The organism is Thalassotalea sp. 273M-4, from assembly GCF_041410465.1.
Classification (GTDB): domain Bacteria; phylum Pseudomonadota; class Gammaproteobacteria; order Enterobacterales; family Alteromonadaceae; genus Thalassotalea_A; species Thalassotalea_A aquiviva.
The window spans coordinates 1330536-1357155 of record NZ_CP166961.1 but is presented as its reverse complement, the minus strand read 5'-3'; the positions used below and the strand labels follow the sequence as shown (position 1 = coordinate 1357155).

Genomic DNA, 26620 nt, shown 5'->3' with positions numbered 1-26620 from the left:
CCCAAAATGTCTGCAGAAAATATTTTATTTATCGACCGTGATGGTACTTTGATTGAAGAACCTATAAGTGATAAACAAGTCGATAGTCTAGAAAAACTGGTGTTTGAGCCTGACGTGATCCCCGAACTGTTAAAACTGGTGGCTGCGGGATACAAATTGGTGTTGATCTCAAATCAAGATGGTTTGGGGACAGCCAGTTTTCCCACAGAGAATTTCGAATTAGCTCAAAACAAGATGCTCGATATATTTGCCAGTCAAGGTGTGACCTTTGCTGATATTTTAATTTGTCCGCATTTTGCTCAGCAAAATTGTGCTTGTCGCAAACCAAAATTGGGCTTGGTCAAAGATTACTTGCAGCAACAACGGATCAATTTTCGCAACTCTTACGTTATAGGCGATCGGTTAACCGATGTTCAATTAGCCGACAATATGGGACTAAAAAGTTTTAAATACAATCGCCAAACTCTAAATTGGCGTCACATTGGCGCTGAGCTTTTAAGCAAGCCAAGAACGGCTAAGGTAAATCGTAAAACTAAAGAAACCAATATTGAAGTCTACGTTAATCTCGACCAACAAGGCGAAAGTGAAATCAGCACGGGTATTGGCTTTTTTGACCACATGCTTGATCAAATCGCCACTCACGGTGGTTTTAACTTAAAATGTGTGGTTCAAGGTGACTTACACATTGACGATCACCACAGTGTCGAAGATACCGCCTTAGCCCTAGGAGAAGCATTAAAATTGGCACTAGGCGATAAACGTGGCATTAAACGCTTTGGTTTTGTCTTACCGATGGACGAATGCAAAGCCGAATGTTCTATTGATCTGTCAGGGCGCCCTCATATCGAGTTTCATAGTGAATTTACCGACAATCGGGTTGGCGGTATGTCAACCCAAATGGTGCCACACTTTTTTAAAAGTTTGACCGATGCTATGGCCATTACCCTGCACTTATCCACGAGTAAAGGCAATTGCCATCATCAGGTTGAAAGTTTGTTTAAAGTATTTGGTCGAGCTTTATCTCAGGCCATCGCCATCAGTGGCGATCAACTGCCAAGCTCGAAAGGTGTCTTATGAGTCACCTTACAAAAAAGCAACAGCAAACCCGTACAACGGGTGCGCAACATCACGTAGATGCGGTGATTATAGACACCGGATGTGCCAATATCAGTTCATTAAAGTTTGCGCTTGAACGCCTGGGTTATCGTATTTCTGTATCGAAACAATATGAACATATTTGCCATGCTGCGAAAGTGTTTTTACCAGGGGTTGGCTCTGCGGCTTTTGCTATGCAACAAGTTGAACAGCGCCAGTTAACCCAGGTCATACAATCGTTAACCCAACCCGTATTGGGTATTTGTCTTGGCATGCAATTAATGACCAAACATTCAATAGAAAATGATACTGACACCTCATGTCTAGGCCTGATAGATACCAATATTAGCAGAATAAACGTTACCGATACCGCCTTAAGGTTACCCCATATGGGTTGGAATACTCTTACTAAAATCAGTGATTCACCGTTATTTGAGCAAATAAGCGAGCAAGATTACTTTTATTTTGTGCACAGTTACTGTGCCCCAATAACCCCATTTACCTTGGCGCAATGTCAATATGGACAAAACTTTTCAGCCAGTTTACAAGCAAACAATTTTTATGGTGTGCAGTTTCACCCTGAACGTTCAGGCCAAGCTGGAGCAACTTTATTAAGAAACTTTATGGAGTTATGCCAATGATTATTCCAGCGATTGATTTAATCGACGGTAAGACAGTGCGCTTATATCAAGGTGACTATCAACAACAAACCAATTATCAAGTAAGTCCTGAAGCCTTGATAGAACGTTATTACCAAGACGGTGCAAGATGGCTACATTTGGTCGATTTAGATGGTGCTAAAAACAGTCGCGATCGCCAAACATCGCGGTTAACACAATTGATAAGCCAGGCAAAAATGCCAGTGCAAGTAGGCGGTGGCGTACGCACAGAAAATGACTTAAAAACCTTATTTGATATTGGCGCTAAACGAGTGGTGATTGGCTCCATGGCAATTAAACAGCCCGAACGAGTACGTTCTTGGCTTGCGCACTACGGCAAGGACAGCATTGTTTTGGCATTAGATGTGCGCGTCGATGCAAAGGGCACAAAAATGCTACCAACCCATGGCTGGGTTAATGACAGCGATGTCAGTCTTGAACAACTCATCCGTTTTTACGGTGAGGACAATTTGCAGCATGTTCTTTGTACCGATATTTCTAAAGACGGCACCCTAACCGGCAGCAATGTTGAATTATATCGAGAGCTTAAACAACAATTCCCTAAAATAATTTGGCAAGCTTCTGGAGGCATCGGTAGCCTGAATGATATTCAAGCGGTCGCTAAGTCCGGCACCGATGGCATTATTTTAGGTCGCGCATTACTGGAAGGAAAGTTTAGCGTTAAGGAGGCTATCAAATGCTGGCAAGACGCATAATTCCCTGCCTTGATGTCAAAGATGGACTGGTGGTTAAAGGGGTTAAATTTCGCAATCATGAAATCATAGGTGACATTGTTCCTCTAGCAAAACGCTACAGTGAGTTAGGGGCTGATGAGCTGGTTTTTTATGATATTACTGCCAGTAGTGACGGTCGAGTTGTCGATCGTAGCTGGGTAGAGCAAATAGCTCGGGTCATTGATATCCCGTTTTGTGTCGCTGGAGGCATAAAAACCGAAGAAGATGCTCGCGAGTTGTTGTTAATGGGAGCAGACAAAATTTCAATCAACTCCCCGGCTTTAAGCGATCCAAGTTTAATAACTCGTCTAGCCGCAAGATTTGGTCAACAGTGCGTGGTGGTTGGTATCGACTCATTTTATGACCAAAACTTGGGACAATATCAAGTGTATCAATTTACTGGCGATGAATCGAAGTCGGCCAAAACGCAATGGCAAACCAAAGATTGGGTAAAAGAAGTTCAAGCCCGAGGCGCTGGTGAAATTGTGTTAAATGTGATGAACCAAGACGGGGTACGTCAAGGCTATGACATTGAACAATTAAAGCAAGTACGTCAATATTGTCGTATTCCCTTAATAGCATCAGGCGGCGCCGGCACCATGACTCACTTTAAAGAGGTATTTGAACAAGCAGACGTAGACGGCGCCCTAGCGGCCAGCGTATTTCACAAAGGCCTAATCGAAATACACGCGTTAAAACAATACTTGAGCCAGCAAAATATTGCGATTAGACGATAAGGTTGAAAACAAAATGATCATAACAAAAGACAATATCGAGACCCTAGCCTGGGAAAAAATGAACAATCTATTGCCTGCGATTATTCAGCACGCTACAACGGGTGCCGTTCTGATGCAAGGCTATATGAATAAAGAAGCGCTTGAGCTCACTTTAAGCGCTAAAAAAGCAACGTTTTTTTCACGCTCTAAACAACGCTTATGGCGAAAAGGCGAGACATCTAAAAATGATTTAAATGTTGTTGAGGTTTTAACCGACTGTGATCAAGACAGCTTATTGGTTTTATCATATCCTGCGGGGCCCACGTGTCATTTAGGCAGCCATTCTTGCTTTGCTGAAGAGTCGATCACGACAAAAAATTTTCTCAACTACTTAGAACAAGTTATCGAGCAACGCAGTAAAGAAAAAAGTGATAGCAGTTATACCGCAACATTATTAGCGCAAGGGACAGCACGGTGTGCACAAAAAGTTGGTGAAGAAGGGGTTGAAGTGGCCCTTGCAGCGGCAACTTCCCAGCGCGAAGAACTGATCGGCGAATGCGCCGATTTGTTTTACCATACCTTGGTATTACTTAAAGATCAGGGTGTTGAGCTTAGTGAAATTATGGCAAAATTACAGCAACGTCATAAATAACAAGAGAAAGACCATGAGTCTCACAATTACTTGGCAAGATTTGTCATTTTCTAAACTCACCGTAGATCAACTTTACGATGCGCTAAAACTTCGGGTCGATGTGTTTGTAGTTGAGCAAACCTGTTACTACCCAGAGTTAGACGAATGCGATCGTCACCCTCAAACTAGGCATTTACTGGGCTATAATGGAAACGACTTGGCCGCTTATTTACGCATTTTGCCACCAGGGGTTTCCTATCCAGATTATATTAGCATTGGCCGAGTGGCTACCAAACGAGAATATCGAGGTCAAGGGATTGGTCACCCATTGATGGAAAAAGCATTGGCATTATGCAAAAAGCATTGGTCTGGTGTAAATATTAAGATATCAGCTCAGGAACATCTTGAAAAATACTATAACCAACATGGCTTTGTACGTGTATCGGATATGTATTTAGAAGATAACATTCCGCATATCGCGATGATCAAAGAAGTGTAACCTTCGAAAGAGCAATGTAATTACACCTTCAAATTGAAAAAAGGCGAATTGACTGTTGCCAAATATCGCCTTTTATTCGCTAAAGCACCCTATTAATGGTACTTGTTAATGGTTCTTTTTTACTAATTTATTTAAAGAACTGGCTAAAAACTTATCATAAGGCGCTTCAAAAGACACCCGCTCACCTGTTTTAGGATGGGTAAACTCAAGACTTGCGGCATGTAAAAACAAACGTTTTAAGCCTTTTGCATTCATCTCTTCGGTAAAGTCTTCCGCCCCGTACTTACTATCACAAGCAATAGGGTGACCTTTAACCTGACAATGCACACGAATTTGGTGCGTTCTCCCCGTAACCGGAAAGGCCCTTACTAACGTACATCCTTGATAATGCTGGATCACTTTATAACGCGTTTCAGACTCTTTACCATTAACGTTGTCAACAACGACCACTCTTTCACCGGACTTAAGATCATTTTTTCTTAAGCCCTCGGTTACTCGAGTCAGTTTATTTGGCCAATGACCTTTGACTAATGCATGATAAAATTTTTGCACATTTTTATTGCGTAACTGCTCATGTAAATTTCTTAAAGCGGAGCGCTTTTTGGCGACCATCAAACAACCGGATGTATCTCGGTCTAAGCGATGCACCAATTCAAGCATTTTAGCTTTAGGGCGTAATGCCCGCAACGCTTCAATTAAGCCAAAACTTAAACCACTACCACCATGCACCGCCATGCCGGAAGGTTTATTTATAACGATTAGACAATCATCCTCGAATAAAATGTGCTTTTCTAACGACGAAACGATATTAAGTTGAGTCGAAACCGGTGCGGATTCTTCAGAAACGCGAATAGGCGCAACGCGGATGACGTCATCGGTCTGCAATTTATATTCTGGCTTGGTGCGTTTTTTATTGACTCTGATCTCGCCTTTTCGCAGCAAACGATAAATCATGCTTTTTGGCACCCCTTTCAGGGTTTTAAGCAAATAATTGTCAATTCTTTGCCCCTGATGATCTTCATCAACGGTAAAAAATTTTACTTTTGGTCGATCTTCAGCAACGGCACTAGGCGCTGACTGAGACGAACGATTTTGTGGGGATTCTTCTTTCATTTGGCGATTTTAGCATATCTGTCGTATTTTTTTACTAAAATTGATCGTGAAAACAAATATATTTAATTGCCTTATTGTAAGTTTTAGTGGGATAATGTTTAGGTTATTGATGTTAATTTCCAATAACGCATAAAAACGAAGTTCTTCAAGGACCGTAAGAGGTTTTCTGCGGCGACGTTATCGTACGTAAAGTTGTGCCAAAAGGGCATTGATACGATATACGCATCGCCACTTGTTTGCATCCACGATAGTGAACATATGGATGTTAAAAACATAAACAAAGAATCCAGTGATAAAGAACATTATTTAAAAATATAACCACAGCATGAATGCTGAGTTAAAAAGTTAAACAACGTTTCGGTGAACAGTTTCATCCTAATTATCAAAATAAATGATTAGCATACCGAAACCTATTGAAAACAATCAGAATTTAAACAGACCCAGTATTAAGGGCGTTGACATCCGTGAGGCTGGCAACCCTGTATAATTGTTGCAAACAGTGCATCAAAAGATTGCTTTTGTACTCAACGTCATGTTGTGACATAAAAATTAGAGTCACAATTATATGAAACGCATGTTAATTAATGCTACACAATCGGAAGAGTTCCGCGTAGCACTTGTTGACGGCCAGAGCTTGTACGATTTAGATATTGAAAGCCCAGGTCACGAACAAAAAAAATCCAACATCTACAAAGGTAAAATCACTCGCGTAGAACCATCTCTTGAAGCGGCATTTGTCGATTATGGTGCCGAACGCCATGGTTTCCTACCGATGAAAGAAATTGCCCGAAGCTACTTCCCTCAAGGATATAGTTTTCAAGGTCGTCCTAACATCAAAGATGTATTAAAAGAAGGCCAGGAAGTTATTGTTCAAATTGATAAAGAAGAGCGCGGCCAAAAAGGTGCAGCTTTAACCACTTTTATCAGTTTGGCAGGCAGTTACCTTGTATTAATGCCAAACAACCCAAGAGCCGGTGGTATTTCCCGCCGAATCGAAGGTGATGAACGTACCGAACTTAAAGAATCTTTAAGCAAGCTTACCTTGCCTAAAGGTATGGGGTTAATTGTACGTACGGCTGGGGTTGGTAAAGCTTATGAAGAGCTAGAATGGGATTTAAATGTGCTTTTAAAGCATTGGAATGCCATTACTGAAGCAGCTGAGTCGCGCCCTGCACCATTTTTAATTCACCAAGAAAGTAACGTTATCTTACGTGCTATTCGTGATTATTTACGTCGCGATATTGGCGAAATCGTTATTGACCGTCCAAAAATTTATGAAAGCGTTAAGCAACATATTCAATTGGTACGTCCAGATTTTATTAATAAAGTAAAACTGTACAAAGGCGAAGTGCCGTTATTTACCCATTACCAAATTGAATCTCAAATTGAGTCGGCGTTTCAACGTGAAGTACGTTTGCCATCGGGTGGCTCAATTGTTATTGACCCAACCGAAGCGATGACAGCCATCGACATCAACTCTGCCCGAGCAACCAAAGGCAGTGATATTGAAGAGACAGCCTTTAACACCAACTTAGAAGCAGCAGAAGAAATTGCTCGTCAATTAAGATTGCGTGATTTGGGTGGTTTAGTGGTCATCGACTTTATCGATATGACTCCTGTACGCCATCAACGTGAAGTTGAAAACAGAATGCGCGATGCTGTTCGTTCTGATCGTGCTCGTATCCAGCTAAGTCGTATCTCGCGCTTTGGCTTGTTAGAAATGTCACGTCAACGTTTGCGTCCGTCAATTGGCGACACCAGTCAAAGCGTATGCCCACGCTGTAGCGGTACCGGTCATGTTCGCGGTGTAGAGTCTTTAGCATTGTCAATTTTGCGTTTAATGGAAGAAGAAGCCATTAAAGACAAAACCAGCCAGGTTCATGCTCAAGTTCCAGTGCCGGTGGCGACTTATTTGCTTAATGAAAAGCGCAATGCGGTTGGTCACATTGAAAAAAGCCACAATGTAAAAGTGCTTATTTTGGCCAACAGCGACATGGATACCCCTCAATACGAAGTGGTTCGTGTACGTGATGATGAAACCACCTCTGAAGCCAGCTATGCGATGAAAATGACTGTTGCTCAGGCTGAAGAAGCGGTAATGCCTAAATTCCAAAAAGAAGCCGTTAAACGCGACGAGCCGATACTTCAAGGGATGACAGCTCCTAAGCCAGCGCCAGTTAAAGCGAAAGCTAAGAAACAAGAGCAGACCGATTCTGTTGGTTTTATTGCCGGTATCATTGCATTTTTCAAATCCTTGTTTGCCAGCGAAGAAAAGCCTAGCAATAAGAAGAAGCAATCTTCAAGAAATCATCGCAATGACAAGCAAGACAGACGCAACCGCAAACCTCGCAATCAACAGCGCCGCAATAAACCGGCAGAGCGTAACAAAGATAGTGAGCAAGTAGCGGCACAAGATAAAAAACAACCACAGCGTAAGCAACCAGCGAAAAAGCAAGCACCAAAAGTGGCTGAGAAGTCGCAAGACAAGCCAAAAGAGGAAAAAGTTGCTGAGCGTCGTCAACGTCGTAATGTTCGTAAAAAAGTTCGTCTTGAAGAACCGGCTAACCTTGCTGATAAAAAAGCAGAGAACACCGAAAAGCCAAGCACTAAGAAACAACCAGAAAAAGCAGTACGCAAAGATAAGGTTGAGAAAGACACGGTGCAAAAGCCAGTCGATGATGTGACTGAAAACATCCAATTAGAAGACTCTCAAGACGCGGTAAAAACAGAGTCTAATGACGCTACCGATAAAACAGAGCAACGTTCAAGAAGTCGTCGTTCTCCACGTCACTTACGATCTCACGGTCAACGTCGTCGTAAAGACAAGAAAGTAGAAGCGGTTATTGAAAATGCTGTTGCTGAAAATGCCAGCATTGAAGAAAAAATAAAAGACGATCCAGTAACGGCTCGTTACCCAAGTGCAGCAGATGAAAACACCGAAGCAACATCAGCCAGCTCTAAAGTAGCCAGCCAAGAGCAACCTTCTGAAGTACAAACTCAGTTAGACTTTGTTGAACCAAAGCTAGAACAGCCAGCAGCAGGTGCTAATAGCACAGCGTCTGTCAGTGACGAACTTGCAAAGGTTGAGAAACAAGAACCTGTGGTAAATGAAAACCAACAGTCACTTGCTTTTAACGAAGAGCAGACAACTGAGCAGGCGTCTGATTCGGCAGCAAAAGAGACAGTCCCTGTTGAGTCGCCAGTACAAGCCACTCAAGTTGAAGATACTCAAACTAAAGAGGTTTCGGTTGAACCCGTTGAGCAAAAAGCAGTTGCAACCGCGGATGCTGAGCAAGCTAAGGAAGCAAACACGTTAACCGAGCAAGCAAGTGCCGTAAAAGTTTCTACCACTGAAGAACTTTCAACCCAACCGACTGCTCAAGAGGTTGCTCAAGAGGCCGTGGTTTCAGCTGAATTAACTGATAAAACTGAGTCTGTTGAAGAACTGCAAGCTGAGCAAAAAACAGAAACGTCATTACCGACCAAAAATGTTGCAAAAGCTTCGGTTACGAAAGTTGCTGCAGAAAAGGTTAGCCAAGTGAAAGCATCGGCATTAACAGGTAAAGCTCATGCAGGAATGACCAAGCCAAAACCAGTCGAGGTAAGTGAGCAAGTTATTCCAACGGCAAGCTTAAGTGTTGAAGAGCGTACCCAAGTAACGCGCTCAACAAAAACAGCTTCGTTGGCATCGGCCACGAATAAAAGCTCAGCGAGCCCGACCAAGCCACAATAAAATAACCTTAGGTTAATTTGACCATATAAAAAGCCAGTTCGCACTGGCTTTTTTATTCCCATAAAATAATGCCTGTTTACTTTATAAGGACAGTAAGGGGGCGTTTTTTTCTAAAAACTTAATCCCAATCCCCTTCACATTCATCAACTCATCCAAGGTTTTAAAACCGCCATGAGTATCACGATAGTCAATAATCGCTTGCGCTTTTTTCACCCCAATGCCTTTTAAGCTGGTTAACTCATTTACACTCGCATTATTAATGCTTACTTTATCAATCAGCTTTTCCGCTTTGGGTGAATCTGGGCTGTTAGCGCCAGCATGGGTGGTAAATAAGACTGGTAAGCACATCAATAGACATGCAAAAAGCTTGGTAGGTACAGTTTTCATATGTAGTTCCTTTACAATAAATGATTAAATGACCACGCCTTGTGGTCATCTTCAATATAGATCAGCGCCCTAACAAGTCAAATAAATGTTGAAAACCGATGTGAGTGCAAAAGCATACGGTTTAATTGAAATGGTTTAAACCCAATGCGTAATTTAGCTTAGTTAACATCAAGTGCGTAACTGTTGTTCCACCCAATCTTTTACTTCGGCAAAGGGGTATTGTTCAAGGCAGCCAAAATGCGCTAACTTTCTCAGTTTAAGTCGTGTAAAGATAGGTGTTGATAAACCACATAAAAACTTACTGATGATGTCATCACTGGCTTTATCTTTTAACACCTCTTTGGCTTGTTCCGTTAAGCGAGAAAAATCCATCGTGCTAAGTTTTGCTAGAGGTTTGGCTGTCGGGAGTGTGGTGATATGGCCATGGCAAACCGAACAGTGTTGGCAATCTTCAGATAAAGTGATATCTGAAAAATACTCTGCTAACTGCTTACTAATGCAACTGTGAGAGGTAAAAATAGATAGCAGTTTATCAACTCTGGCAATATCGCTTTGCTCCTTTTGCATAAACCTTTGATGTAATGAACTTACTAAGGCGGTGTTATCTTCGCTATTACTTGTCACTGTGTAGACTTCAGTCAACTGCTTTGTTTGTAACTCTATCAAATCATTGTCACTGAAATATTCCAAGGCCGTTAACACCCGCTCTCGGTCACTCGGGTACAAGTAATTGAGTTGGGTAAAATCAAGACTGTACCATACTCTTGCTTTTTGACAGCTTTGCAGTAGGGCTCTAACAAAGTTTTGCCTTTCTCCTTTAAACATCTCGATTAACTGGTTTTCGTTCACCTTAAGCTTAAACTTATATTCAGCAAAGTAACTGTAAGCCGGTCGAATAACCTGCTCTAATTCTAAATAAACCAATAATGTTTTTAAGGTTAATGGGTTAATATTTGATTGTTGCGAAAAGCTATTTAAAACCAGCTCAAATTGACCATTATTTAAATGTGCTTGTTGTTGTAAGTCTTTGACTACATACGCGATATCTTGTTGTTGCGGCGTTGCTGCATAGACAAAATTTTCTAAAATATGACGATTGTCTAAGTTGACAAACAACAAACAATTTGAGATTTGACCATCGCGCCCTGCCCGGCCAATTTCTTGCGCGTAGTTTTCAATTGATTTTGGCAAGTCATAATGAACCACATAACGAATATCAGACTTATCTATGCCCATGCCAAAGGCGATGGTAGCGACAATCAGTTTATGCTTAGAATCCATGAAATTTTGTTGGATCTGCTGTCTAACCTCGCTGTCCAATCCTGCATGGTATGCAATTGCTTCAATACCAAGCTGTTGCAACTGCTGCGCTAAATCTTCTGCTGTTTTTTGCAAGGTTACATAGATAATGCCAGACAAGCCAAGTTTTGGCTGTAGCCATTGCTGTAAGCATTTTAAACGCATATCTGCGTCTACGGATTGCACTTCAATGTGTAAATTGGCTCGGTAGAATCCGGTGATTGCGACATTAGTATCTGCAATATCAAACTTGGTGCACATATCATTAATCACCGCCTTAGTGGCCGTTGCCGTTAATAAAAGCACTTGAGGTATTTGAAACTGTTTCTTATAGAGCGGTAATTTCAAATAATCTGGTCGAAAGTTATGTCCCCATTCCGAAATACAGTGAGCTTCGTCAATAACCATCAAAGATATTGGAATTTGCTGCAAAAAATGGCGAAACCGTTCGTTATTTAACCGTTCAACAGATATCATCAGGACCTTGATTTGACCGCAACGAACCCCATTCATCACATCCCTTACCTGTTCTTTACTTTGGCTAGAGTCAATACTTGCTGCGGAGATCCCTTTAGTGGCAAGAAAACCTAGTTGATCTTGCATTAAAGCCAATAACGGTGAAATAACCACGGTTAAATGCGGTAATGCTAGAGCCGGTAATTGGTAACACAATGACTTGCCTGATCCTGTTGGAAAAATTGCCGCGACGCTTTGCCCTTCAAGGATTGAATTGATCACCTGCTGCTGACCAGGGCGAAAGGTTGAAAAGCCAAAATAAGATTGCAATAAATCAGTAGCAAGATTGGTTGTGCTTTTTAGCATAACGGTTTAATTTTTCATCCTCAGAAATTCAATGTTGTCGCCAAATAGGCTTAAAAAATTAAGCATTTGAAGGTATATGGTTTTTGCTAACGTCAGTGCCCTGCGTCCACATATTTATTGTTTTTAGTAAAAATTTTAATCATTTCAACCTGTTATAAGCTAATTGTTGGATTCGTTCAACTATCGCTTTAACCCCATTGCCACGAGAAGGGCTTAAATGTTGCATTAAGCCGAGATGTTCAAAGTATTCACTGATATCAAATTCAATAATCTGTTTGGGTGTTTTTTGTTGATAGACACTTAAAATAATGACCATCAGGCCCCGAATAACCTTAGCATCACTGTCACATTCAAACCACAAGGTGTTAATGTTTGGGCATATTTTAGTTTTTAACCACGCTTTACTTTCACAACCAGAAATTAAATCTGTCGGCTGACGTTCGCCTTTGTCTAAGCGTGGCAATTGTTTTGCCAACAACATGATCTCGCGATGCTTAGCATCCCAAGTTCTTGCCTTAGCAAATTTTTCTAAAACCTCACTTTGACGCACAAATTCTGCTTGTTGTGTGTCCTCTTGAGGGCTTGAATTCGCCTCAAACGGCTTCGGCACTATCGGTTTTGACTCTAACCTGTGCTCTTGCGCACAATACAATTTCAGCTGTTGAATAAAATAATCGACTTCAGCGTAAGTATTATAAGCGGTCAATGACACCCTAACCGCCCCATCTAGATTAAAATAACTCATTAATGGCATCGTACAATGATGGCCACTTCGTACCGCAATCCCTTTGGAGTCTAGGTAAGCGGCTAAATCTTGGTGATGAATGTTGTTTACGGTAAAACTAAAAATCGGTACGTCAGGACAGCCTTGTGCCAACAAAGTCACAGGTTCAAGCTCAGCAAGCTTTTGATACATGTATTGGGCAAGGTCATGTTCATAAGCAAACATCAAGTTTCTAGATGGTTGTGAAATTAATGTGCAACTTTCACCTAAGGCAATGACGCCTTCAATATCTGGGGTTCCCGCTTCAAATTTGTGCGGTAAAGTATTGTAGGTGGTCGCTTCAAAACTAACGTGTTTTATCATTTCGCCACCAAATTGATATGGCGGCATTATGTGTAATAAAGATTTCTTGCCATATAGAGCACCAATTCCGGTTGGTCCATACATTTTGTGGCCGGAAAAAACATAAAAATCACAATTTAAATCCTGCACATCCACAGGTAAATGCGCAATGGCTTGAGCACCATCAATAACACTGATCGCGCCCTGTTTGTGGGCTAATGCCACAAGTTCTTTGACTGGGTTAATTTTACCAAGGACATTAGAAACATGGTTAATGGCGATGATTTTACATTTTGAACTGATCAGAATTTTAGCGTTTTCAAGACTGATCCGGCCATCACTTTGTAAGGGTAACACCACAAGCTTTGCCCCTGTCATGGTGGCAATGTGTTGCCAGGGCACAATATTGGCATGATGTTCTGCTTGCGACACCACGATTTCATCATTAGCACGCAAGTGGGACAAGCCATAGCTGTGCGCTATCAAGTTTATCGCTTCAGTAGTGCCTTTTGTCCAAATGATTTCAGTTTCTTCTTTGGCATTGATGAATTGAGCGATTTGAGTTCTAACTTGCTCAAACAGACGGGTTGCTTTAGAACTTAAATAATGTGAAGAACGATGAACATTCGCATTGCTTTGCTGATAAAAATCTACCGAAGCCTGAACCACTGACAAAGGCTTTTGAGTTGTAGCCGCATTATCAAAATATACCAACGGATAGTTATTGCTATATGTTTGTAAAATTGGAAAAAGATCTCGAAACTTGGCGACTGAAAACATTCTGGCTCACTATAAAATGGGCTTAATTAATAGATTGAATGGCAATTATACCGTACATCGATTGCGATGTTGTGCTTTACCCGGTTTTTTTAGCAAATGTCAGGCAAAAAGAACAATCTTTGACTATAACTAGGTTACTGAGTTTTTATTGTTTTAATCAATCCCACGGTTGAATATAGAATCAAAACAGTTGTTTTTAAAACTTTAAAACTTAGATAAAGCTACTTGGAAACAATAATATAGCCTACTCCACACAAAGCTGTCAGGTAGGTAATTAATGTCAAACGCTTAAAATACAAGAGGGATAATATGGCACTGTTCTCTTGGTTTCGAACTTCGAAACAATCAAGAAATTCAATGATAAATGACAATAGGAAATTAAATCTAAAACACAAACGTATGTGGCCCATTACTCAAACTCAAATGGGAACCCCAGAACCATCTACCGAACGCCAAGTCGATGAGGACGCAATCGATACACCAATAAACATGGATAAATAAAATTAGTACTCTCCCTGAGAGATGAGCCTTTGTCTCTCAATGATTTTTTCCACAGCCCCCGCTTTTTTAAACCAATGGTTAGCTCTTTCTAAATGCCCTTGTTGACGTGCATAAAGCCCAAGATTGTAATAATACGCAGGCATTTTCAGATTGTGTTCACCGCGATTGATCATTTCCTGATAAATCGGTTCTAACGCCAGTTCAAAATGTTGCATTTGGGTTGTCGAAGCTACGGCTTTAAAAGCCTGACTGCTGCTTAAGTCACATGAATCGGTGGCAAACACTCCGACTTCATTGGCAAACCCCATTGGCGTGCCTAATTGATAGCCTTGATCGGTTTTATGAGTTATCGGCGTACTGGCTTTAATGAAATCAAACCAAGGTAATACGTGTTTAAGCTTAGCTCTGGCCTCTTGCTCGGTTAAAAAAGTTAACGGGTGAGTGATATACACATTTTGACGAACCAAGGGGGCATTGTCAGGTTCACAGTCCCGATGCCCTTCTGGTAATGGGTATTCGTCAATAAACCCAAGTAAGTGCAATAATTCATGCTCTAAGACTTTGATATCATCCCGACTGTCCATGTATAAAATGCCATGATTCACATTAGCACCCCCAAATGGCACCACGGTTGCTATGTACCTGACATGCTCTGCCAGATCCAAGTTTGCATAAATATCTTCTCGACATTGAATGGGTGCGCTAGCGTTATTTGTGCACCCTAAAGCTTGTTCATTAATATAGCGTACCGGTAAGAAACAGAATTGTTGTCCAAAAAATTTGTGTTGTTTTAATGTGCTTAAATAGCCATTGATTTTGTTAATATTTGCCTTGTTAGTGGCAAAAAATTGAATAGAGTTCGCACATCTATCCTGTTGTTCAATGTTTGTAAATAAAACATTTGCTTGATCTTTTTGCCGCTTCCCTACACCCAGACCTACTTGATCATCAAAGCGAATGTCTAGGAGCCATTGCTTTAATTTAAGCTGCTTCGGTTGGGATAAATGTGGCAGAATGCTGTTTAACCAGGTTCGATCATCTGCCCATATAGCCAGTTCAATGGCGATCTTTTGCGCCTCTTCACTGGAATCAATAAATCGACTTATTTTCACTTTTAGATTTTGCAGTTGTTGTTCATTAAAACGCTGCTGGCTAAGAAAGCTCTGACCTAGATTAATAATCGCTTGCTGTGAACCCAGCTCTAGCGCCTTTTGGTACCAATAATGACTAAACTGCGCGTCTTGTTGGGAGAAGAAGTGCTGAGCCATGGCCCAAGCGTAGTTAGGATCAGAACGTCCTAGGATTTGACCATACCGTAGCCAAGGCGCGCTGCCTTGGCGACTTTGAGTATATGCGACTTTATAGGCACTGGTCAGTTTTAACCCTAAACCATAGTCAAGTTGGGCAGGAGTTTGACCGTGCGTGGCTAAAAGCTCTTTTAAGTATTGACTAACAGAAAATGAGCTGTGGCTTAGTAATACGCACAGTAAAAAAATAATACTGCTTTTAAACTTCACAGTGACCGACCAACATACCGCCTTTATGGCTCGCGTATTGGCCCCATTCTAACGTTAAGTAATTCAAGTTCTAGTTTGGCGTATCGGTGTTCAACAAATTCATACACATTGGTGCTTAATGCCAATTTAAAATAATCAGCCGCCAGATCTTTTCGGCCTTTGTTTAAGTAATATTTCCCTAAATAGAAATAACCTTCGCACAATCTGTCGGTAAGCTCTTTATGGCTATTAACGTCTTTAGCCATCGAACGAATGAATTCTTGTTCCGAAATATCGTCAAGATATAAGCGCAAAATATTATTCGCCCAACCATCGTGCATCAATGCGTTGAAGTTTTGTTGCAACCGGGTAAGAGCCGCCTTTTCATCGATTTGCTGCTCAACGAGATACAACCAAACGCTACGATAAGGGTCATTTTGCTGTTGCGCTTTAAACGTATTTAAATCGTCTATGGCTAAATTAGGGCGACCACCATAATACAATGCAATACCACGATTTAAATAGGCGTACTGATGATTAGGATCGAGTTCTATTGCAGAATCAAAAGCCTCATACGCCTGCAAAAACTGTTGTCTTTGAGTGTGATGGATACCGATAAAATTATAAGCTTCCACCATATCTGGTTGTAATCTTAATGCTCTTTGAAAATCAAAATTAGCTAACGCACGTAATCCGACACTATCAAATATAATGCCACGATCATAAAACAGTCTGGCTTTTTGTTCGGGACTGACATCGGCCCGGTTAATGATTTCTGATAATCGGGCTAACGCGATTTCACTTTGTTGATTAATCGGTGCTGGTTCAGCAATGATAAGGTTGGAGACATTCGAAAAATAATTATCTGTAGTGGAACAACCACATAAAAAAGACAGTACAACTAACACTGTTATAGATTTAATTTTCACACAATTTCCCAGATAAGATGCTAATGCTTCTTTCAAAAGTTTAGCAGAATAAAAATGATTGTAATGTGTATATAAAAAAAGGGAGATTTAACCCTCCCTTATTCAGAACGCTTATTACGCACTTTCCAATGAGTGGTCAGTGCGTCGCTAATTATTCTGCGGCTGTTTCATCAGCAGCTGGCTTGTCAGCCGCTTCTTTCATGCTTAAACGAACACGGCCTTGGCGATCAACTTCCAATACCTTAACCGTTACTTCCTGACCTTCAGAAAGGAAATCAGTCACATTGTTCACACGCTCTTCAGCAATTTGTGAAATATGAACCAAACCATCTTTACCAGGTAGTACATTAACAAAAGCACCAAAGTCAACGATGCGTACAACTTTACCCGAGTATACAGCACCCACTTCAATTTCAGCGGTTAAAGACTTGATGCGGTTGATCGCATCTTCAGCTTGTTCACCTGACGTTGCCGCGATTTTTACCGTACCATCATCTTCAATTTCAATGGTCGTGCCGGTCTCTTCAGTAAGTTGGCGAATAGTTGCACCACCTTTACCAATTACGTCACGGATTTTGTCTGCGCTGATCTTCATTGTATGAATGCGAGGAGCAAACTCAGAGATGTCTTCACGAGCAGAGTTAATCGCTTGATCCATAACACCTAGGATATGAATACGTGCACCTTTAGCTTGGTTCAATGCCGTTTGCATGATCTCTTTGGTGATACCTTCAATTTTGATATCCATCTGCAATGCAGTAATACCATTTTGAGTACCAGCTACTTTAAAGTCCATGTCACCTAAGTGATCTTCATCACCTAAGATATCAGAAAGAACAACGTGGCTGTCGCCTTCTTTAACTAGACCCATCGCAATACCGGCAACGGAATCTTTAATCGGTACACCAGCATCCATAAGTGCTAATGAAGTACCACAAACAGAAGCCATTGACGATGAACCGTTCGATTCGGTGATTTCAGACACCACGCGAACCGCGTATGGGAATTCTTCCATTGACGGCATCACCGCGGCAATACCACGCTTAGCCAAACGACCGTGACCAATTTCACGACGCTTAGGAGAACCAACAAAACCGGTTTCACCCACACAGTATGGAGGGAAGTTGTAGTGCAACATAAAGTTGTCAGTTTTTTCACCTAAGATGGTTTCAACACGCTGTGCATCGCGCGCGGTACCTAAGGTTGCAGTAACTAATGCTTGGGTTTCACCACGAGTAAAGACAGCTGAGCCGTGAGTACGAGGAAGGACACCAGTCATCACATCAAGAGCACGGATCATTTCAGGGTCACGACCATCGATACGAGGCGCGCCAGAAGTGATGCGTTCACGAACAACTTTTTTCTCTAAATCGTGGAATAAGTCTTTTGCTTCTTGTACGTTTAATTCGTCATCTTCTGCTGCTAACTTTTCAACTAGGGCATTGCGAATTTCGGCAATCTTTTCGTAACGAGCGGCTTTTTCCGTAATTTGGTAAGCTTGTTTCACATCTTCTGTTACCAGGTCAGCGATTTTAGCTGTTAACGCTTCGTTTTTCACTGGTGCTTCCCAGTTCCAAGATGGCGCATTGACTTCAGCAGCAAACTCTTTGATTGCATTAATCGCTTTTTGTGATTCTTCGTGGCCGTATACCACAGCGCCAAGCATAATTTCTTCAGATAATACGTCGGCTTCTGACTCAACCATCAAAACGGCTGATTCTGTACCAGCTACAACCAAATCTAATTTGCTTTGCTCAAGCTCTGATTGTAGAGGGTTTAATATGTACTTATCGTTGATGTAACCAACACGAGCAGCACCTACTGGGCCATTAAAAGGCATACCTGTAATCGCTAATGCGGCGGAGGTACCTAATAATGAAATGATGTCTGGTGCAATTTCTGGGTTGGCAGAAACAACGGTAACGATAATTTGAACTTCGTTGGTAAATCCTTCAGGAAATAAAGGACGAATTGGACGGTCAATTAAACGTGCAGTTAGGGTTTCTTCTTCGGTAGGACGACCTTCACGTTTGAAGAAGCCACCAGGAATTTTACCTGCTGCGTATGTTTTTTCTTGGTAGTTAACCGTTAATGGGAAGAAGTCTTGGCCTTCAACCGCTTCTTTTTTACCTACAACAGATACTAATACAGATGTATCATCCATACTGGCCATAACGGCGGCTGTTGCTTGACGAGCGATAACACCGGTTTCTAGTGTTACTGTATGCTGTCCGTACTCAAATGTTTTAGTAATCGGAGTCACTGTTTTTTCCTTATATGGTAGAGCCCAACGCCCTACGTTTCATTTTATATATAATTTCGCAAGTAATTATACGCACTTAGCGACTTAAAGCCACTAATAAAAATGCTCAAATTAATAATTTTTATAAATTCATATTGATGTTTTATTGAACACTCAGATTATTTATCGAATATGATTCATTTTTTCAACAAAATCGGCTAAAGCATTGGTTCTATAGCATGCACTTGCCTGCTTAAGGTCGTCCCGATTGACCAAAACCGTACGCATACCTTGTCCTCTTGCAGTCTCTAGGTTTAGCGGCTGATCGTCATACATCACAGCGTTATTCGCCGCAAAATTAAAGTGCTGACATATGGTTTGAAAAGCGTGCGGATCAGGCTTCATTTTATAGTCGGTTAGCTCAACCGAAAACACCCCTTCAAAGTACTCATAAAGGCCTAAATGCTGCAATACCCGAGTCGCATAAGTGTTCGGGGAATTGGTAAACACATAGCGTGTTTTTGAGCAATTAGATAACGCAAGATTTAATCGTTGATCGGGTTGAACATGTCGTAAGTCAACATCATGACTGTATTGAGCAAATTCTTCTAAGTCTATTTCAGGATGGTGCAGTTGCACTCCTCTACCTGAACCACCGTATTTTAGGTAGTACTGCTCACAAAGTTGGTTTGCTTGCGCTAATGTGATGTTTAATTGTTGGCTCAGAAAATAGCGCATGCGAGCACCAATTTGTTCCAATATTTGATTTTTAGGATGATAAAGGGTGTTGTCGAGATCGTACAAATGCACGTCCCGTTGTTGTAAAGCCAGCAACGATACTTCTCCTTATTGGTGGCAACGGCGGCAACGGATTAAAACGATAGTAACAACTATTTATACCAAGAGTTGTAGCAATTGGTAACAGAAAATTATTACCTCGCATTCCCTGATCTCACCGATGCTAAGTAAAAAAGCGGAGTAAAAAAACATTAAACTCGGTGCTTATACCAATACTTTTAGTCAGTAAATAGCAGACAAAAAAAAGGAGCCAATAGGCTCCTTTTTCCGTTTTGGGTACGTGCTTATTAGCGACGTAGGCCTAAACGTGCAATTAGGTCAGTGTAACGTGCAACGTTTTTACCTTTAAGGTAGTCAAGAAGCTTACGACGTTGGCTAACCATACGTAGTAGACCACGACGTGAGTGGTGATCGTGGATGTGCTTTTTGAAGTGACCTTGTAGGTGGTTGATTTGTGTAGTTAACAAAGCAACTTGTACTTCAGGAGAACCAGTGTCACCTTCAGCTTGAGCGTATTCTGCAACGATTGCAGCTTTTTCAGCAGCAGATAAAGACATAATATATACCTTAGTGTTAAAAGTTAAAATCAATGTCGAGCCAAACACTAATTCAGCAAGACACATTAAAGAGCGCGTATTCTAACAATAAATCCGCGCAATGCAAGTGTTTTTAGCTTACTCGCTGTTGGTGTGCAATACCACCAAGCGTTTGGGTGCCAACATACCGTCCTGATTAATTTCACCCACACCAATAAAGCGTTTTTGTTCACCGACAGTCAGTTTGAGCATTTTATCATGCGCTTGCAAGTTACCTACCATAACTGGATTACCATGTTGCAGGTATCTGGCAGATTCCTCGTCGACATTGACTTCTTGCAATTCAAACAAAGCCGTATCCATATTGAGTAGCAACGGGTCTAACAGCTCTGAAGGGCTCTTATCTTGGGCTTTAGCTTGCTCAAGTAAGGCTTCAAGCTGCTCTAAAGTGACCATTTTTTCAATTGGATAGGGGCCAACTTTAGTACGTCTGAGCATGCTCACGTGTGCACCACAGCCTAACAGCTCACCTAAATCGTCAACAATGGTTCTAATATAGGTGCCCTTAGAAACATGAATTTGCATATCCACTTCGTCGCCTTCAAAGCGCAACAAATCAAGTTGAAATACGGTGATATCGCGAGCTTCACGTTCTACCGTGATCCCTTCTCGGGCATATTTGTATAAAGGCTGACCTTTGTGCTTCAATGCTGAATACATCGAAGGCACTTGCTTTGAGTGACCGCGAAAAGAATCCAACGCTTGCATCAGTTCTTGTTCACTAACATTCACTGCTTTTTGCGCAACGACTTCACCATCGGCATCGCTGGTCGTGGTGCGAATACCTAACTTTGCGGTAACAATATAGGTTTTATCGGTATCTAATAAAAATTGTGAAAATTTAGTCGCTTCACCCAAACAAATCGGTAACATACCCGTCGCCAAAGGATCTAAGGCGCCAGTATGACCGGCTTTGTTGGCAAAATATATTCGTTTTACAGCTTGTAAAGCATGGTTTGATGACATGTCATAGGGCTTATCCAATAACACAATGCCATCGACCTGACGACCTTTTCTACGCCTTGCCATGAGTTAATCTTCCTGCGGTGAGTTATCAGCAGAATCATTGCTTTTCTTGCTGGCTTTTTCTTCGTCTTCACGGATCACTTTATCAACAAGAGAGGTCATTCGAACCCCTTCGACTAATGATTGATCGTATTGAAAACGCAGGTTTGGCATAATGCGAGCGCGTAAACGCTTAGCAAGCAATGAACGAATAAAACCGGCGGCATCATTTAACACATCTAAAGAGGTGTTAACTTTTTCTTGGTCGTCGTCAAAAAAGGTAACGAAAACCTTGGCATACGCCAAATCACGAGTCACTTCTACCGCAGAAACCGTTAACATGCTTAAACGAGGATCTTTGATTTCTCGTTGCAAAATAACGGCAATTTCTTTCTGGATTTGTTGTGCAACTCGATCTGTTCGAGAAAATTCTCTGGCCATATCAGACTCCGGAAAAAAATAGGGGCTAAGCCCCTATTTTACTAAGACTTAATGATTAAAGTGTGCGTTTAACTTCGACCGTTTCGAATACTTCGATTTGGTCACCCACTCTAACATCATTATAGTTTTTAACGCCGATACCACATTCAGTACCATTACGTACTTCTTGGACATCGTCTTTAAAGCGACGTAATGATTCTAATTCACCTTCGTAAATAACGACGTTCTCACGTAGAACACGAATTGGCGCGCTACGCTTGATGTTACCTTCGGTAACCATACAACCAGCAATAGCACCGATTTTAGGTGATTTAAACACGTCACGAACTTCCGCTAAACCAATGATTTCTTGCTTAAATTCTGGTGCAAGTAAACCACTCATCGCTGCCTTAACTTCATCAATTAATTGATAAATGATGCTGTAGTAGCGTAAGTCTAGGTTTTCAGATTCAATTACTTTACGAGCCGCGGCGTCCGCACGAACGTTAAAACCTACCACAATCGCATTTGAAGCTGCAGCAAGAGAAGCATCCGTTTCGGTGATACCACCAACACCAGAGCCAACAATTTTAACTTTCACTTCGTCAGTAGACAGTTTTAATAATGAATCTGAAATGGCTTCCAATGAACCTTGTACGTCAGATTTTAATACGATATTAACTTCAGACACATCGCCTTCAGCCATATCGGTAAACATATTTTCAAGCTTGGCTTTTTGCTGACGAGCAAGTTTCACATCACGGAATTTACCTTGACGGTATAACGCAACTTCACGTGCTTTACGCTCATCTTTAACAACTGTCGCTTCATCACCTGATTGAGGTACACCACTTAAGCCTAAGATTTCAACAGGAATTGATGGGCCAGCTTCTTCAATTGGTTTACCTAACTCATCACGCATCGCACGTACGCGGCCATATTCTAGACCACATAAAACGATGTCACCTTGGCGTAAAGTACCTTCTTGAACTAATACAGTAGCAACTGGACCACGGCCTTTATCAAGCTTCGATTCAACAACCACACCGTTTGCCATTTTATCAACGACAGCCGTTAATTCTAATACTTCTGATTGCAGCAATACCGCATCAAGTAATTCATCAATGTTGGTACCCGCTTTGGCAGAAACGTGAACAAATTGGGTATCACCACCCCATTCTTCAGGAATAACGTCGTGTTGTGCTAATTCGTTCTTAACGCGATCTGGATCAGCTGTTTCTTTATCGATTTTGTTTACCGCAATAATAATGGGTGCATCGGCCGCTTTTGCGTGCTGAATCGCTTCAATTGTTTGAGGCATAACACCATCATCTGCTGCAACAACAATGATAACGATATCGGTTGCTTTAGCACCACGTGAACGCATAGCGGTAAACGCTGCGTGACCTGGCGTATCTAAGAAAGTGATCATGCCATGACCAGTATCTACGTGATACGCACCAATGTGCTGAGTAATACCACCGGCTTCAGCGTCTGCTACTTTTGATTTACGAATGTAATCAAGTAACGAGGTTTTACCATGGTCAACGTGCCCCATAATAGTAACCACTGGTGCACGAGTGATTTCTTCACCGGTGTGACCACGATCGCCAAGTACCGCTTCTTCTAAGGCATTTTCTTTCACCAATACCACTTTATGACCCATTTCTTCAACAACTAAGGCTGCTGTTTCTTGGTCTATAACTTGGTTAATGGTTGCCATTGCGCCCATTTTGAACATGACTTTTACAACTTCTGCGCCTTTAACCGCCATTTTATCGGCTAGTTCAGCAACAGAAATGGTTTCACCGATGCGAATTTCACGTTCAACCGCTTTCGCTGGTTTTTGGAAACCATGTTGTAAAGAAGATGGCGCATTTAAAGTTGATTTGCCTTTACCTTTACCACGACGGTTGCCTTGAGTCTCTTTTTGACCAGGCTTTTTCTTGCGACGACGACGGCCACCAACTTCTTCTTGTTGGTCTACTTTGTCTTCCGCTTCTTGTGCGTATACAGACGAAGTAACATGAACAACTTCTTGCTCTTTTTTACGACGTTCTGCTTCTTGTGCTTGCCAGCGAGCTTCGTTTTCTTCGGCTAGTTTTTTCGCTGCTTCAGCCGATAGACGCGCTTCTTCTTCGGCTTTAGCTGCGGCTTCTGCTTCTTGCGCTTGGCGAATACGATCCGCTTCTTCTTGTTCCGCTTTGGTTTTTGCAGGAACAACTTCTTCAGGTTTATTCGCACGAGCTTGCTCGGCTTTGGCTTTCGCTTCAGCGTCGGCTTTTGCCTTAGCTTCCGCTTTTGCTTTCGCCTCGGCTTCTGCTTTGGCTTTCGCTTCGGCAGCCGCTTTGGCTTTTGCTTCCGCCTCTGCTTTAGCTTTTGCTTCAGCTTCGGCTTGCGCTTTCGCTTCGGCTTCTGCTTGCGCTTTTAATTCTAAGTCGCTTGCTTTTACGTAGGTACGCTTTTTACGCACTTCTACTTGTACTTGCTTCGCTTTTGAACCAGAACCTGTGGTGATGGTTGACTTAGTTTTACGATTTAGTGTCATGCGCTTTGGTTTTGCGCCCGACTCATCACCATGTTGCTTTTTCAAGTACTCTAGTAATGTTTCTTTTTCTTGTTCTGTGACATTGTCACTTGCCGTTTTTTTAATGCCGGCATCGGCAAGTTGAGCCACCAAACGGTCTGCGTCTGTACCAATTTCGGTAGCGAGTTGTTTTACAGTTACATCTGTCATGTAATAATTTCTCCTTGCTCGAGCTTATTCTTCATTAAACCAGCAAATATTTCGAGCAGCCATGATAAGCTCGCCCGCTTTTTCTTCATCAAGCTCTTCAATATCCGAGATATCGTCTATGCCTTGGTCGGCTAAATCTTCTAGCGTGATCACGCCACGACTTGCCAATACGTAGGCTAAATGCTTATCTAAACCTTCAAGATTTAATAAATCATCTGCTGGCTCAGCATCTTCTAATGACTCTTCTGATGCCAAGGCCTGGGTGGTTAACGCCGCTTTCGCTCGCTCTCGCAATTCTTCAACGGTTTCTTCATCTAAACCGCTAATTTGCAATAACTCTTCAACCGGTACATAAGCTATTTCTTCAAGAGAAGAAAAGCCTTCTTCGGCCAACATGGTGGCAAAATCGTCATCAATATCTAATTTTTCGGTGAATAGCGATAACACTTTGTCATTTTCAGCGTCGTGTTTTGCTTTCATATCTTCAACTGTCATTACATTCAATTCCCAGCCTGTTAATTGGCTAGCTAAACGAATGTTTTGACCGCTTTTACCTATTGCCATAGCAAGGTTGCCCTCTTCTACAGCGATATCCATGGTGTTTGAATCTTCATCCACTATAATCGAGGCAACTTCAGCAGGTGCCATCGCATTAATTACAAATTGTGCAGGGTTGTCATCGAATAACACGATGTCTACACGTTCGCCGCCAAGTTCACCTGACACTGCTTGGACACGAGAACCTCGCATACCAACACACGCACCAACAGGATCGATGCGTTTGTCATTTGATTTTACGGCGATTTTGGCACGAGAACCCGGGTCACGGGCAGCACCTTTGATTTCCAACATTTCTTCACCAATTTCTGGCACTTCAACGCGGAAAAGTTCAATCAACATTTCAGGTTTTGCACGGCTTACAAATAACTGTGCACCACGTGCTTCTGGTTTAATGTCGTACAATAAGCCACGAACACGATCACCTGGACGGAATACTTCACGAGGTAACATTTCATCGCGAAAAATAACCGCTTCTGCATTATTACCAAGATCGAGAACAATACTTTCACGACTGGCTTTTTTCACCACACCGGTAATGATTTCACCCAGTTGATCTTGATATTCTTCAACCACTTTAGAACGCTCAGCTTCACGTACTTTTTGTACGATAACTTGCTTGGCCGTTTGCGTGGTGATACGGTCAAATTTAACCGATTCAATTTGGTCTTCTACGTAATCGCCCAGACCAATTGTTTCATCTTCATATTGAGCCGCAGACAAACCGATTTCAGCATAAGGATTTTCAGTTTCAGCGTCGTCTGCAACAACTAACCAACGACGGAAAGTATCAAAATCGCCGGTTGCACGGTCGATTTCAACACGAACCAAAATATCGCCTTCATACTTTTTCTTCGTTGCTGTTTCCAGCGCAGTTTCCATTGCTTCAAAAATTTTTTCACGAGGTAATGCTTTCTCATTCGATACAGCATCTACTACCAGTAATATTTCCTTACTCATCCTTTATTGCCTCACTTCTTTTAATTCTGCTTAGAATATGTTGACCATTTACTTTGACCAAGCTCTGACCAGACAATGCTATTAACATATTCTGATGGTGTTCATTTATGGCTTAAAACTTTGCCACTAAATTTGCTTTGTCAATGTTACCTATCGGTAACTCATAATCTTGACCATCAACGACCACAATTAAATTGTCGCCTTCAATGGCTTCAAGTAAACCTTTAAACTTACGACGGCCATTTAATGGCATCGCCAGTTTTACTTCAACAGTTTCACCTAGCACTTTTTCATAATGCTCTTTGCTAAACAAAGGTCTGTCAACGCCAGGAGATGAAACCTCTAGGCTATACTCGGTGCTAATTGGATCTTCAACATCTAATACCGCACTGACCTGGCGAGAAACATCCGCACAATCGTCGACATCTATGCCATTTTCATGATCAATGAATAAACGCAATACTGAGTGATTACCGGCACTAATATATTCAACACCCAGCAATTCTCTTCCGGTCATTTCTACGGTAGGACGTAACATCTCAGTTAACTTTTGTTCAAACTTGCTCAATCAGATTCTCCAAAAACAAAAAAAGGGCCTCAAGCCCAATAAAAACACCAAATAGTATTGGTATAGTAATCTAGGCTCATTGTACTGCTAGAACGCAGATACAAAAAAGCCCCATTCACGCGGGGCTTATATGATGAACCCTTTGTGTCACAATAAAGATGACCTTAGCCATTCAATTTATTGTCTCGTGGAACTTAAGTTATTATCCTTAGAGTTATTAGGAAAACAACATCCCACTTCAAAGCTTGGGCAATTATATCGCCAGTGAATTAAAAT

The 26620-nt window shown here is 41.6% G+C and carries 22 protein-coding genes; 8 read left to right on the top strand and 14 right to left on the bottom strand.

Going from position 1 to position 26620, the window contains the following annotated elements; all coding sequences use genetic code 11:
• The first annotated feature begins 6 nt into the window (after positions 1 to 6).
• The 6 genes from hisB to ACAY00_RS06000 are packed head-to-tail and all read left to right on the top strand — an operon-like array spanning position 7 to position 4334.
• Complete coding sequence (gene hisB / locus ACAY00_RS06025; protein WP_371378658.1) at positions 7 to 1077, top strand: bifunctional histidinol-phosphatase/imidazoleglycerol-phosphate dehydratase HisB; 1071 nt, start codon at positions 7 to 9, stop codon at positions 1075 to 1077.
• Positions 1074 to 1736 (top strand): imidazole glycerol phosphate synthase subunit HisH, encoded by a 663-nt coding sequence (gene hisH, locus ACAY00_RS06020; RefSeq protein ID WP_371378655.1) that lies wholly within the window; start codon positions 1074 to 1076, stop codon positions 1734 to 1736. Before hisB ends, hisH begins: the two co-directional genes overlap by 4 nt.
• A complete protein-coding gene (gene hisA / locus ACAY00_RS06015; RefSeq protein WP_371378651.1) occupies positions 1733 to 2470 on the top strand; it encodes a 1-(5-phosphoribosyl)-5-[(5-phosphoribosylamino)methylideneamino]imidazole-4-carboxamide isomerase in 738 nt (245 codons plus the stop codon). Before hisH ends, hisA begins: the two co-directional genes overlap by 4 nt.
• The gene (gene hisF / locus ACAY00_RS06010) at positions 2452 to 3225 is read left to right on the top strand and encodes an imidazole glycerol phosphate synthase subunit HisF (RefSeq protein WP_371378648.1); all 774 of its coding nucleotides are present in this window, start codon (positions 2452 to 2454) and stop codon (positions 3223 to 3225) included. Before hisA ends, hisF begins: the two co-directional genes overlap by 19 nt.
• A 13-nt stretch (positions 3226 to 3238) precedes the next feature.
• The gene (hisIE, locus tag ACAY00_RS06005) at positions 3239 to 3856 is read left to right on the top strand and encodes a bifunctional phosphoribosyl-AMP cyclohydrolase/phosphoribosyl-ATP diphosphatase HisIE (protein ID WP_371378645.1); all 618 of its coding nucleotides are present in this window, start codon (positions 3239 to 3241) and stop codon (positions 3854 to 3856) included.
• A 13-nt stretch (positions 3857 to 3869) separates the two neighbouring features.
• Positions 3870 to 4334, top strand: coding sequence for a GNAT family N-acetyltransferase (locus ACAY00_RS06000; RefSeq protein WP_371378642.1), 465 nt, complete (start codon positions 3870 to 3872; stop codon positions 4332 to 4334).
• Between the two features lie 105 nt (positions 4335 to 4439).
• Here the strand turns inward: ACAY00_RS06000 and rluC are convergent, their stop codons facing one another.
• Positions 4440 to 5447 (bottom strand): 23S rRNA pseudouridine(955/2504/2580) synthase RluC, encoded by a 1008-nt coding sequence (gene rluC, locus ACAY00_RS05995; RefSeq protein ID WP_371378639.1) that lies wholly within the window; start codon positions 5445 to 5447, stop codon positions 4440 to 4442.
• A gap of 565 nt (positions 5448 to 6012) precedes the next feature.
• Between rluC and rne the strand changes: the two genes are divergently transcribed.
• Entirely contained in the window at positions 6013 to 9180 is a 3168-nt protein-coding gene (gene rne, locus ACAY00_RS05990) for a ribonuclease E (RefSeq protein ID WP_371378636.1), read from the top strand.
• An 81-nt stretch (positions 9181 to 9261) separates the two neighbouring features.
• On the opposite strand, the gene ACAY00_RS05985 is transcribed toward rne, so the two are convergent.
• From ACAY00_RS05985 to ACAY00_RS05975, 3 genes are all read right to left on the bottom strand, one after another.
• Complete coding sequence (locus ACAY00_RS05985; protein ID WP_371378634.1) at positions 9262 to 9567, bottom strand: ComEA family DNA-binding protein; 306 nt, start codon at positions 9565 to 9567, stop codon at positions 9262 to 9264.
• A 168-nt stretch (positions 9568 to 9735) separates the two neighbouring features.
• Positions 9736 to 11688 carry an ATP-dependent DNA helicase RecQ gene (locus tag ACAY00_RS05980; RefSeq protein ID WP_371378631.1) on the bottom strand — a complete coding sequence of 651 codons (1953 nt, stop codon included), beginning with the start codon at positions 11686 to 11688 and terminating at the stop codon, positions 9736 to 9738.
• Positions 11689 to 11827: 139 nt separating this feature from the next.
• On the bottom strand, positions 11828 to 13534 hold the full coding sequence (locus ACAY00_RS05975; protein ID WP_371378627.1) for a SufS family cysteine desulfurase: 1707 nt from the start codon (positions 13532 to 13534) through the stop codon (positions 11828 to 11830).
• Between the two features lie 357 nt (positions 13535 to 13891).
• Here ACAY00_RS05975 and ACAY00_RS05970 point away from each other — a divergent pair, with 357 nt between their 5' ends.
• Entirely contained in the window at positions 13892 to 14035 is a 144-nt protein-coding gene (locus tag ACAY00_RS05970; protein ID WP_371378624.1) for a hypothetical protein, read from the top strand.
• 2 nt (positions 14036 to 14037) lie between these two features.
• Here the strand turns inward: ACAY00_RS05970 and ACAY00_RS05965 are convergent, their stop codons facing one another.
• The 10 genes from ACAY00_RS05965 to rimP form a co-directional block, all read right to left on the bottom strand.
• Positions 14038 to 15552 (bottom strand): hypothetical protein, encoded by a 1515-nt coding sequence (locus tag ACAY00_RS05965; RefSeq protein WP_371378621.1) that lies wholly within the window; start codon positions 15550 to 15552, stop codon positions 14038 to 14040.
• A gap of 23 nt (positions 15553 to 15575) precedes the next feature.
• Complete coding sequence (gene nlpI, locus ACAY00_RS05960; RefSeq protein WP_371378618.1) at positions 15576 to 16460, bottom strand: lipoprotein NlpI; 885 nt, start codon at positions 16458 to 16460, stop codon at positions 15576 to 15578.
• 151 nt (positions 16461 to 16611) lie between these two features.
• Positions 16612 to 18723: a polyribonucleotide nucleotidyltransferase gene (gene pnp / locus ACAY00_RS05955; protein WP_371378615.1), complete on the bottom strand. Its 2112-nt coding sequence runs from the start codon at positions 18721 to 18723 to the stop codon at positions 16612 to 16614.
• A gap of 162 nt (positions 18724 to 18885) precedes the next feature.
• Complete coding sequence (locus ACAY00_RS05950) at positions 18886 to 19536, bottom strand: pyrimidine 5'-nucleotidase (protein WP_371378612.1); 651 nt, start codon at positions 19534 to 19536, stop codon at positions 18886 to 18888.
• A 251-nt stretch (positions 19537 to 19787) separates the two neighbouring features.
• A complete protein-coding gene (rpsO, locus tag ACAY00_RS05945; RefSeq protein ID WP_371378609.1) occupies positions 19788 to 20057 on the bottom strand; it encodes a 30S ribosomal protein S15 in 270 nt (89 codons plus the stop codon).
• A 117-nt stretch (positions 20058 to 20174) separates the two neighbouring features.
• The gene (truB, locus tag ACAY00_RS05940; RefSeq protein WP_371378606.1) at positions 20175 to 21125 is read right to left on the bottom strand and encodes a tRNA pseudouridine(55) synthase TruB; all 951 of its coding nucleotides are present in this window, start codon (positions 21123 to 21125) and stop codon (positions 20175 to 20177) included.
• Between the two features lie 3 nt (positions 21126 to 21128).
• Positions 21129 to 21542, bottom strand: coding sequence for a 30S ribosome-binding factor RbfA (gene rbfA, locus ACAY00_RS05935; protein WP_371378603.1), 414 nt, complete (start codon positions 21540 to 21542; stop codon positions 21129 to 21131).
• Between the two features lie 55 nt (positions 21543 to 21597).
• Complete coding sequence (gene infB, locus ACAY00_RS05930; protein ID WP_371378600.1) at positions 21598 to 24258, bottom strand: translation initiation factor IF-2; 2661 nt, start codon at positions 24256 to 24258, stop codon at positions 21598 to 21600.
• Positions 24259 to 24282: 24 nt separating this feature from the next.
• Positions 24283 to 25776: a transcription termination factor NusA gene (gene nusA / locus ACAY00_RS05925; RefSeq protein WP_371378597.1), complete on the bottom strand. Its 1494-nt coding sequence runs from the start codon at positions 25774 to 25776 to the stop codon at positions 24283 to 24285.
• 112 nt (positions 25777 to 25888) lie between these two features.
• On the bottom strand, positions 25889 to 26344 hold the full coding sequence (gene rimP / locus ACAY00_RS05920; RefSeq protein WP_371378594.1) for a ribosome maturation factor RimP: 456 nt from the start codon (positions 26342 to 26344) through the stop codon (positions 25889 to 25891).
• Positions 26345 to 26620 lie beyond the last annotated feature (276 nt).

Coding starts and splice junctions, on each gene's coding strand:
- hisB (WP_371378658.1), top strand. CDS start 7: ATGTCTGCAGAAAATATTTTATTTATCGACCGTGATGGTACTTTGATT.
- hisH (WP_371378655.1), top strand. CDS start 1,074: ATGAGTCACCTTACAAAAAAGCAACAGCAAACCCGTACAACGGGTGCG.
- hisA (WP_371378651.1), top strand. CDS start 1,733: ATGATTATTCCAGCGATTGATTTAATCGACGGTAAGACAGTGCGCTTA.
- hisF (WP_371378648.1), top strand. CDS start 2,452: ATGCTGGCAAGACGCATAATTCCCTGCCTTGATGTCAAAGATGGACTG.
- hisIE (WP_371378645.1), top strand. CDS start 3,239: ATGATCATAACAAAAGACAATATCGAGACCCTAGCCTGGGAAAAAATG.
- ACAY00_RS06000 (WP_371378642.1), top strand. CDS start 3,870: ATGAGTCTCACAATTACTTGGCAAGATTTGTCATTTTCTAAACTCACC.
- rluC (WP_371378639.1), bottom strand. CDS start 5,447: ATGAAAGAAGAATCCCCACAAAATCGTTCGTCTCAGTCAGCGCCTAGT.
- rne (WP_371378636.1), top strand. CDS start 6,013: ATGAAACGCATGTTAATTAATGCTACACAATCGGAAGAGTTCCGCGTA.
- ACAY00_RS05985 (WP_371378634.1), bottom strand. CDS start 9,567: ATGAAAACTGTACCTACCAAGCTTTTTGCATGTCTATTGATGTGCTTA.
- ACAY00_RS05980 (WP_371378631.1), bottom strand. CDS start 11,688: ATGCTAAAAAGCACAACCAATCTTGCTACTGATTTATTGCAATCTTAT.
- ACAY00_RS05975 (WP_371378627.1), bottom strand. CDS start 13,534: ATGTTTTCAGTCGCCAAGTTTCGAGATCTTTTTCCAATTTTACAAACA.
- ACAY00_RS05970 (WP_371378624.1), top strand. CDS start 13,892: ATGATAAATGACAATAGGAAATTAAATCTAAAACACAAACGTATGTGG.
- rpsO (WP_371378609.1), bottom strand. CDS start 20,057: ATGTCTTTATCTGCTGCTGAAAAAGCTGCAATCGTTGCAGAATACGCT.
- truB (WP_371378606.1), bottom strand. CDS start 21,125: ATGGCAAGGCGTAGAAAAGGTCGTCAGGTCGATGGCATTGTGTTATTG.
- rbfA (WP_371378603.1), bottom strand. CDS start 21,542: ATGGCCAGAGAATTTTCTCGAACAGATCGAGTTGCACAACAAATCCAG.
- infB (WP_371378600.1), bottom strand. CDS start 24,258: ATGACAGATGTAACTGTAAAACAACTCGCTACCGAAATTGGTACAGAC.
- nusA (WP_371378597.1), bottom strand. CDS start 25,776: ATGAGTAAGGAAATATTACTGGTAGTAGATGCTGTATCGAATGAGAAA.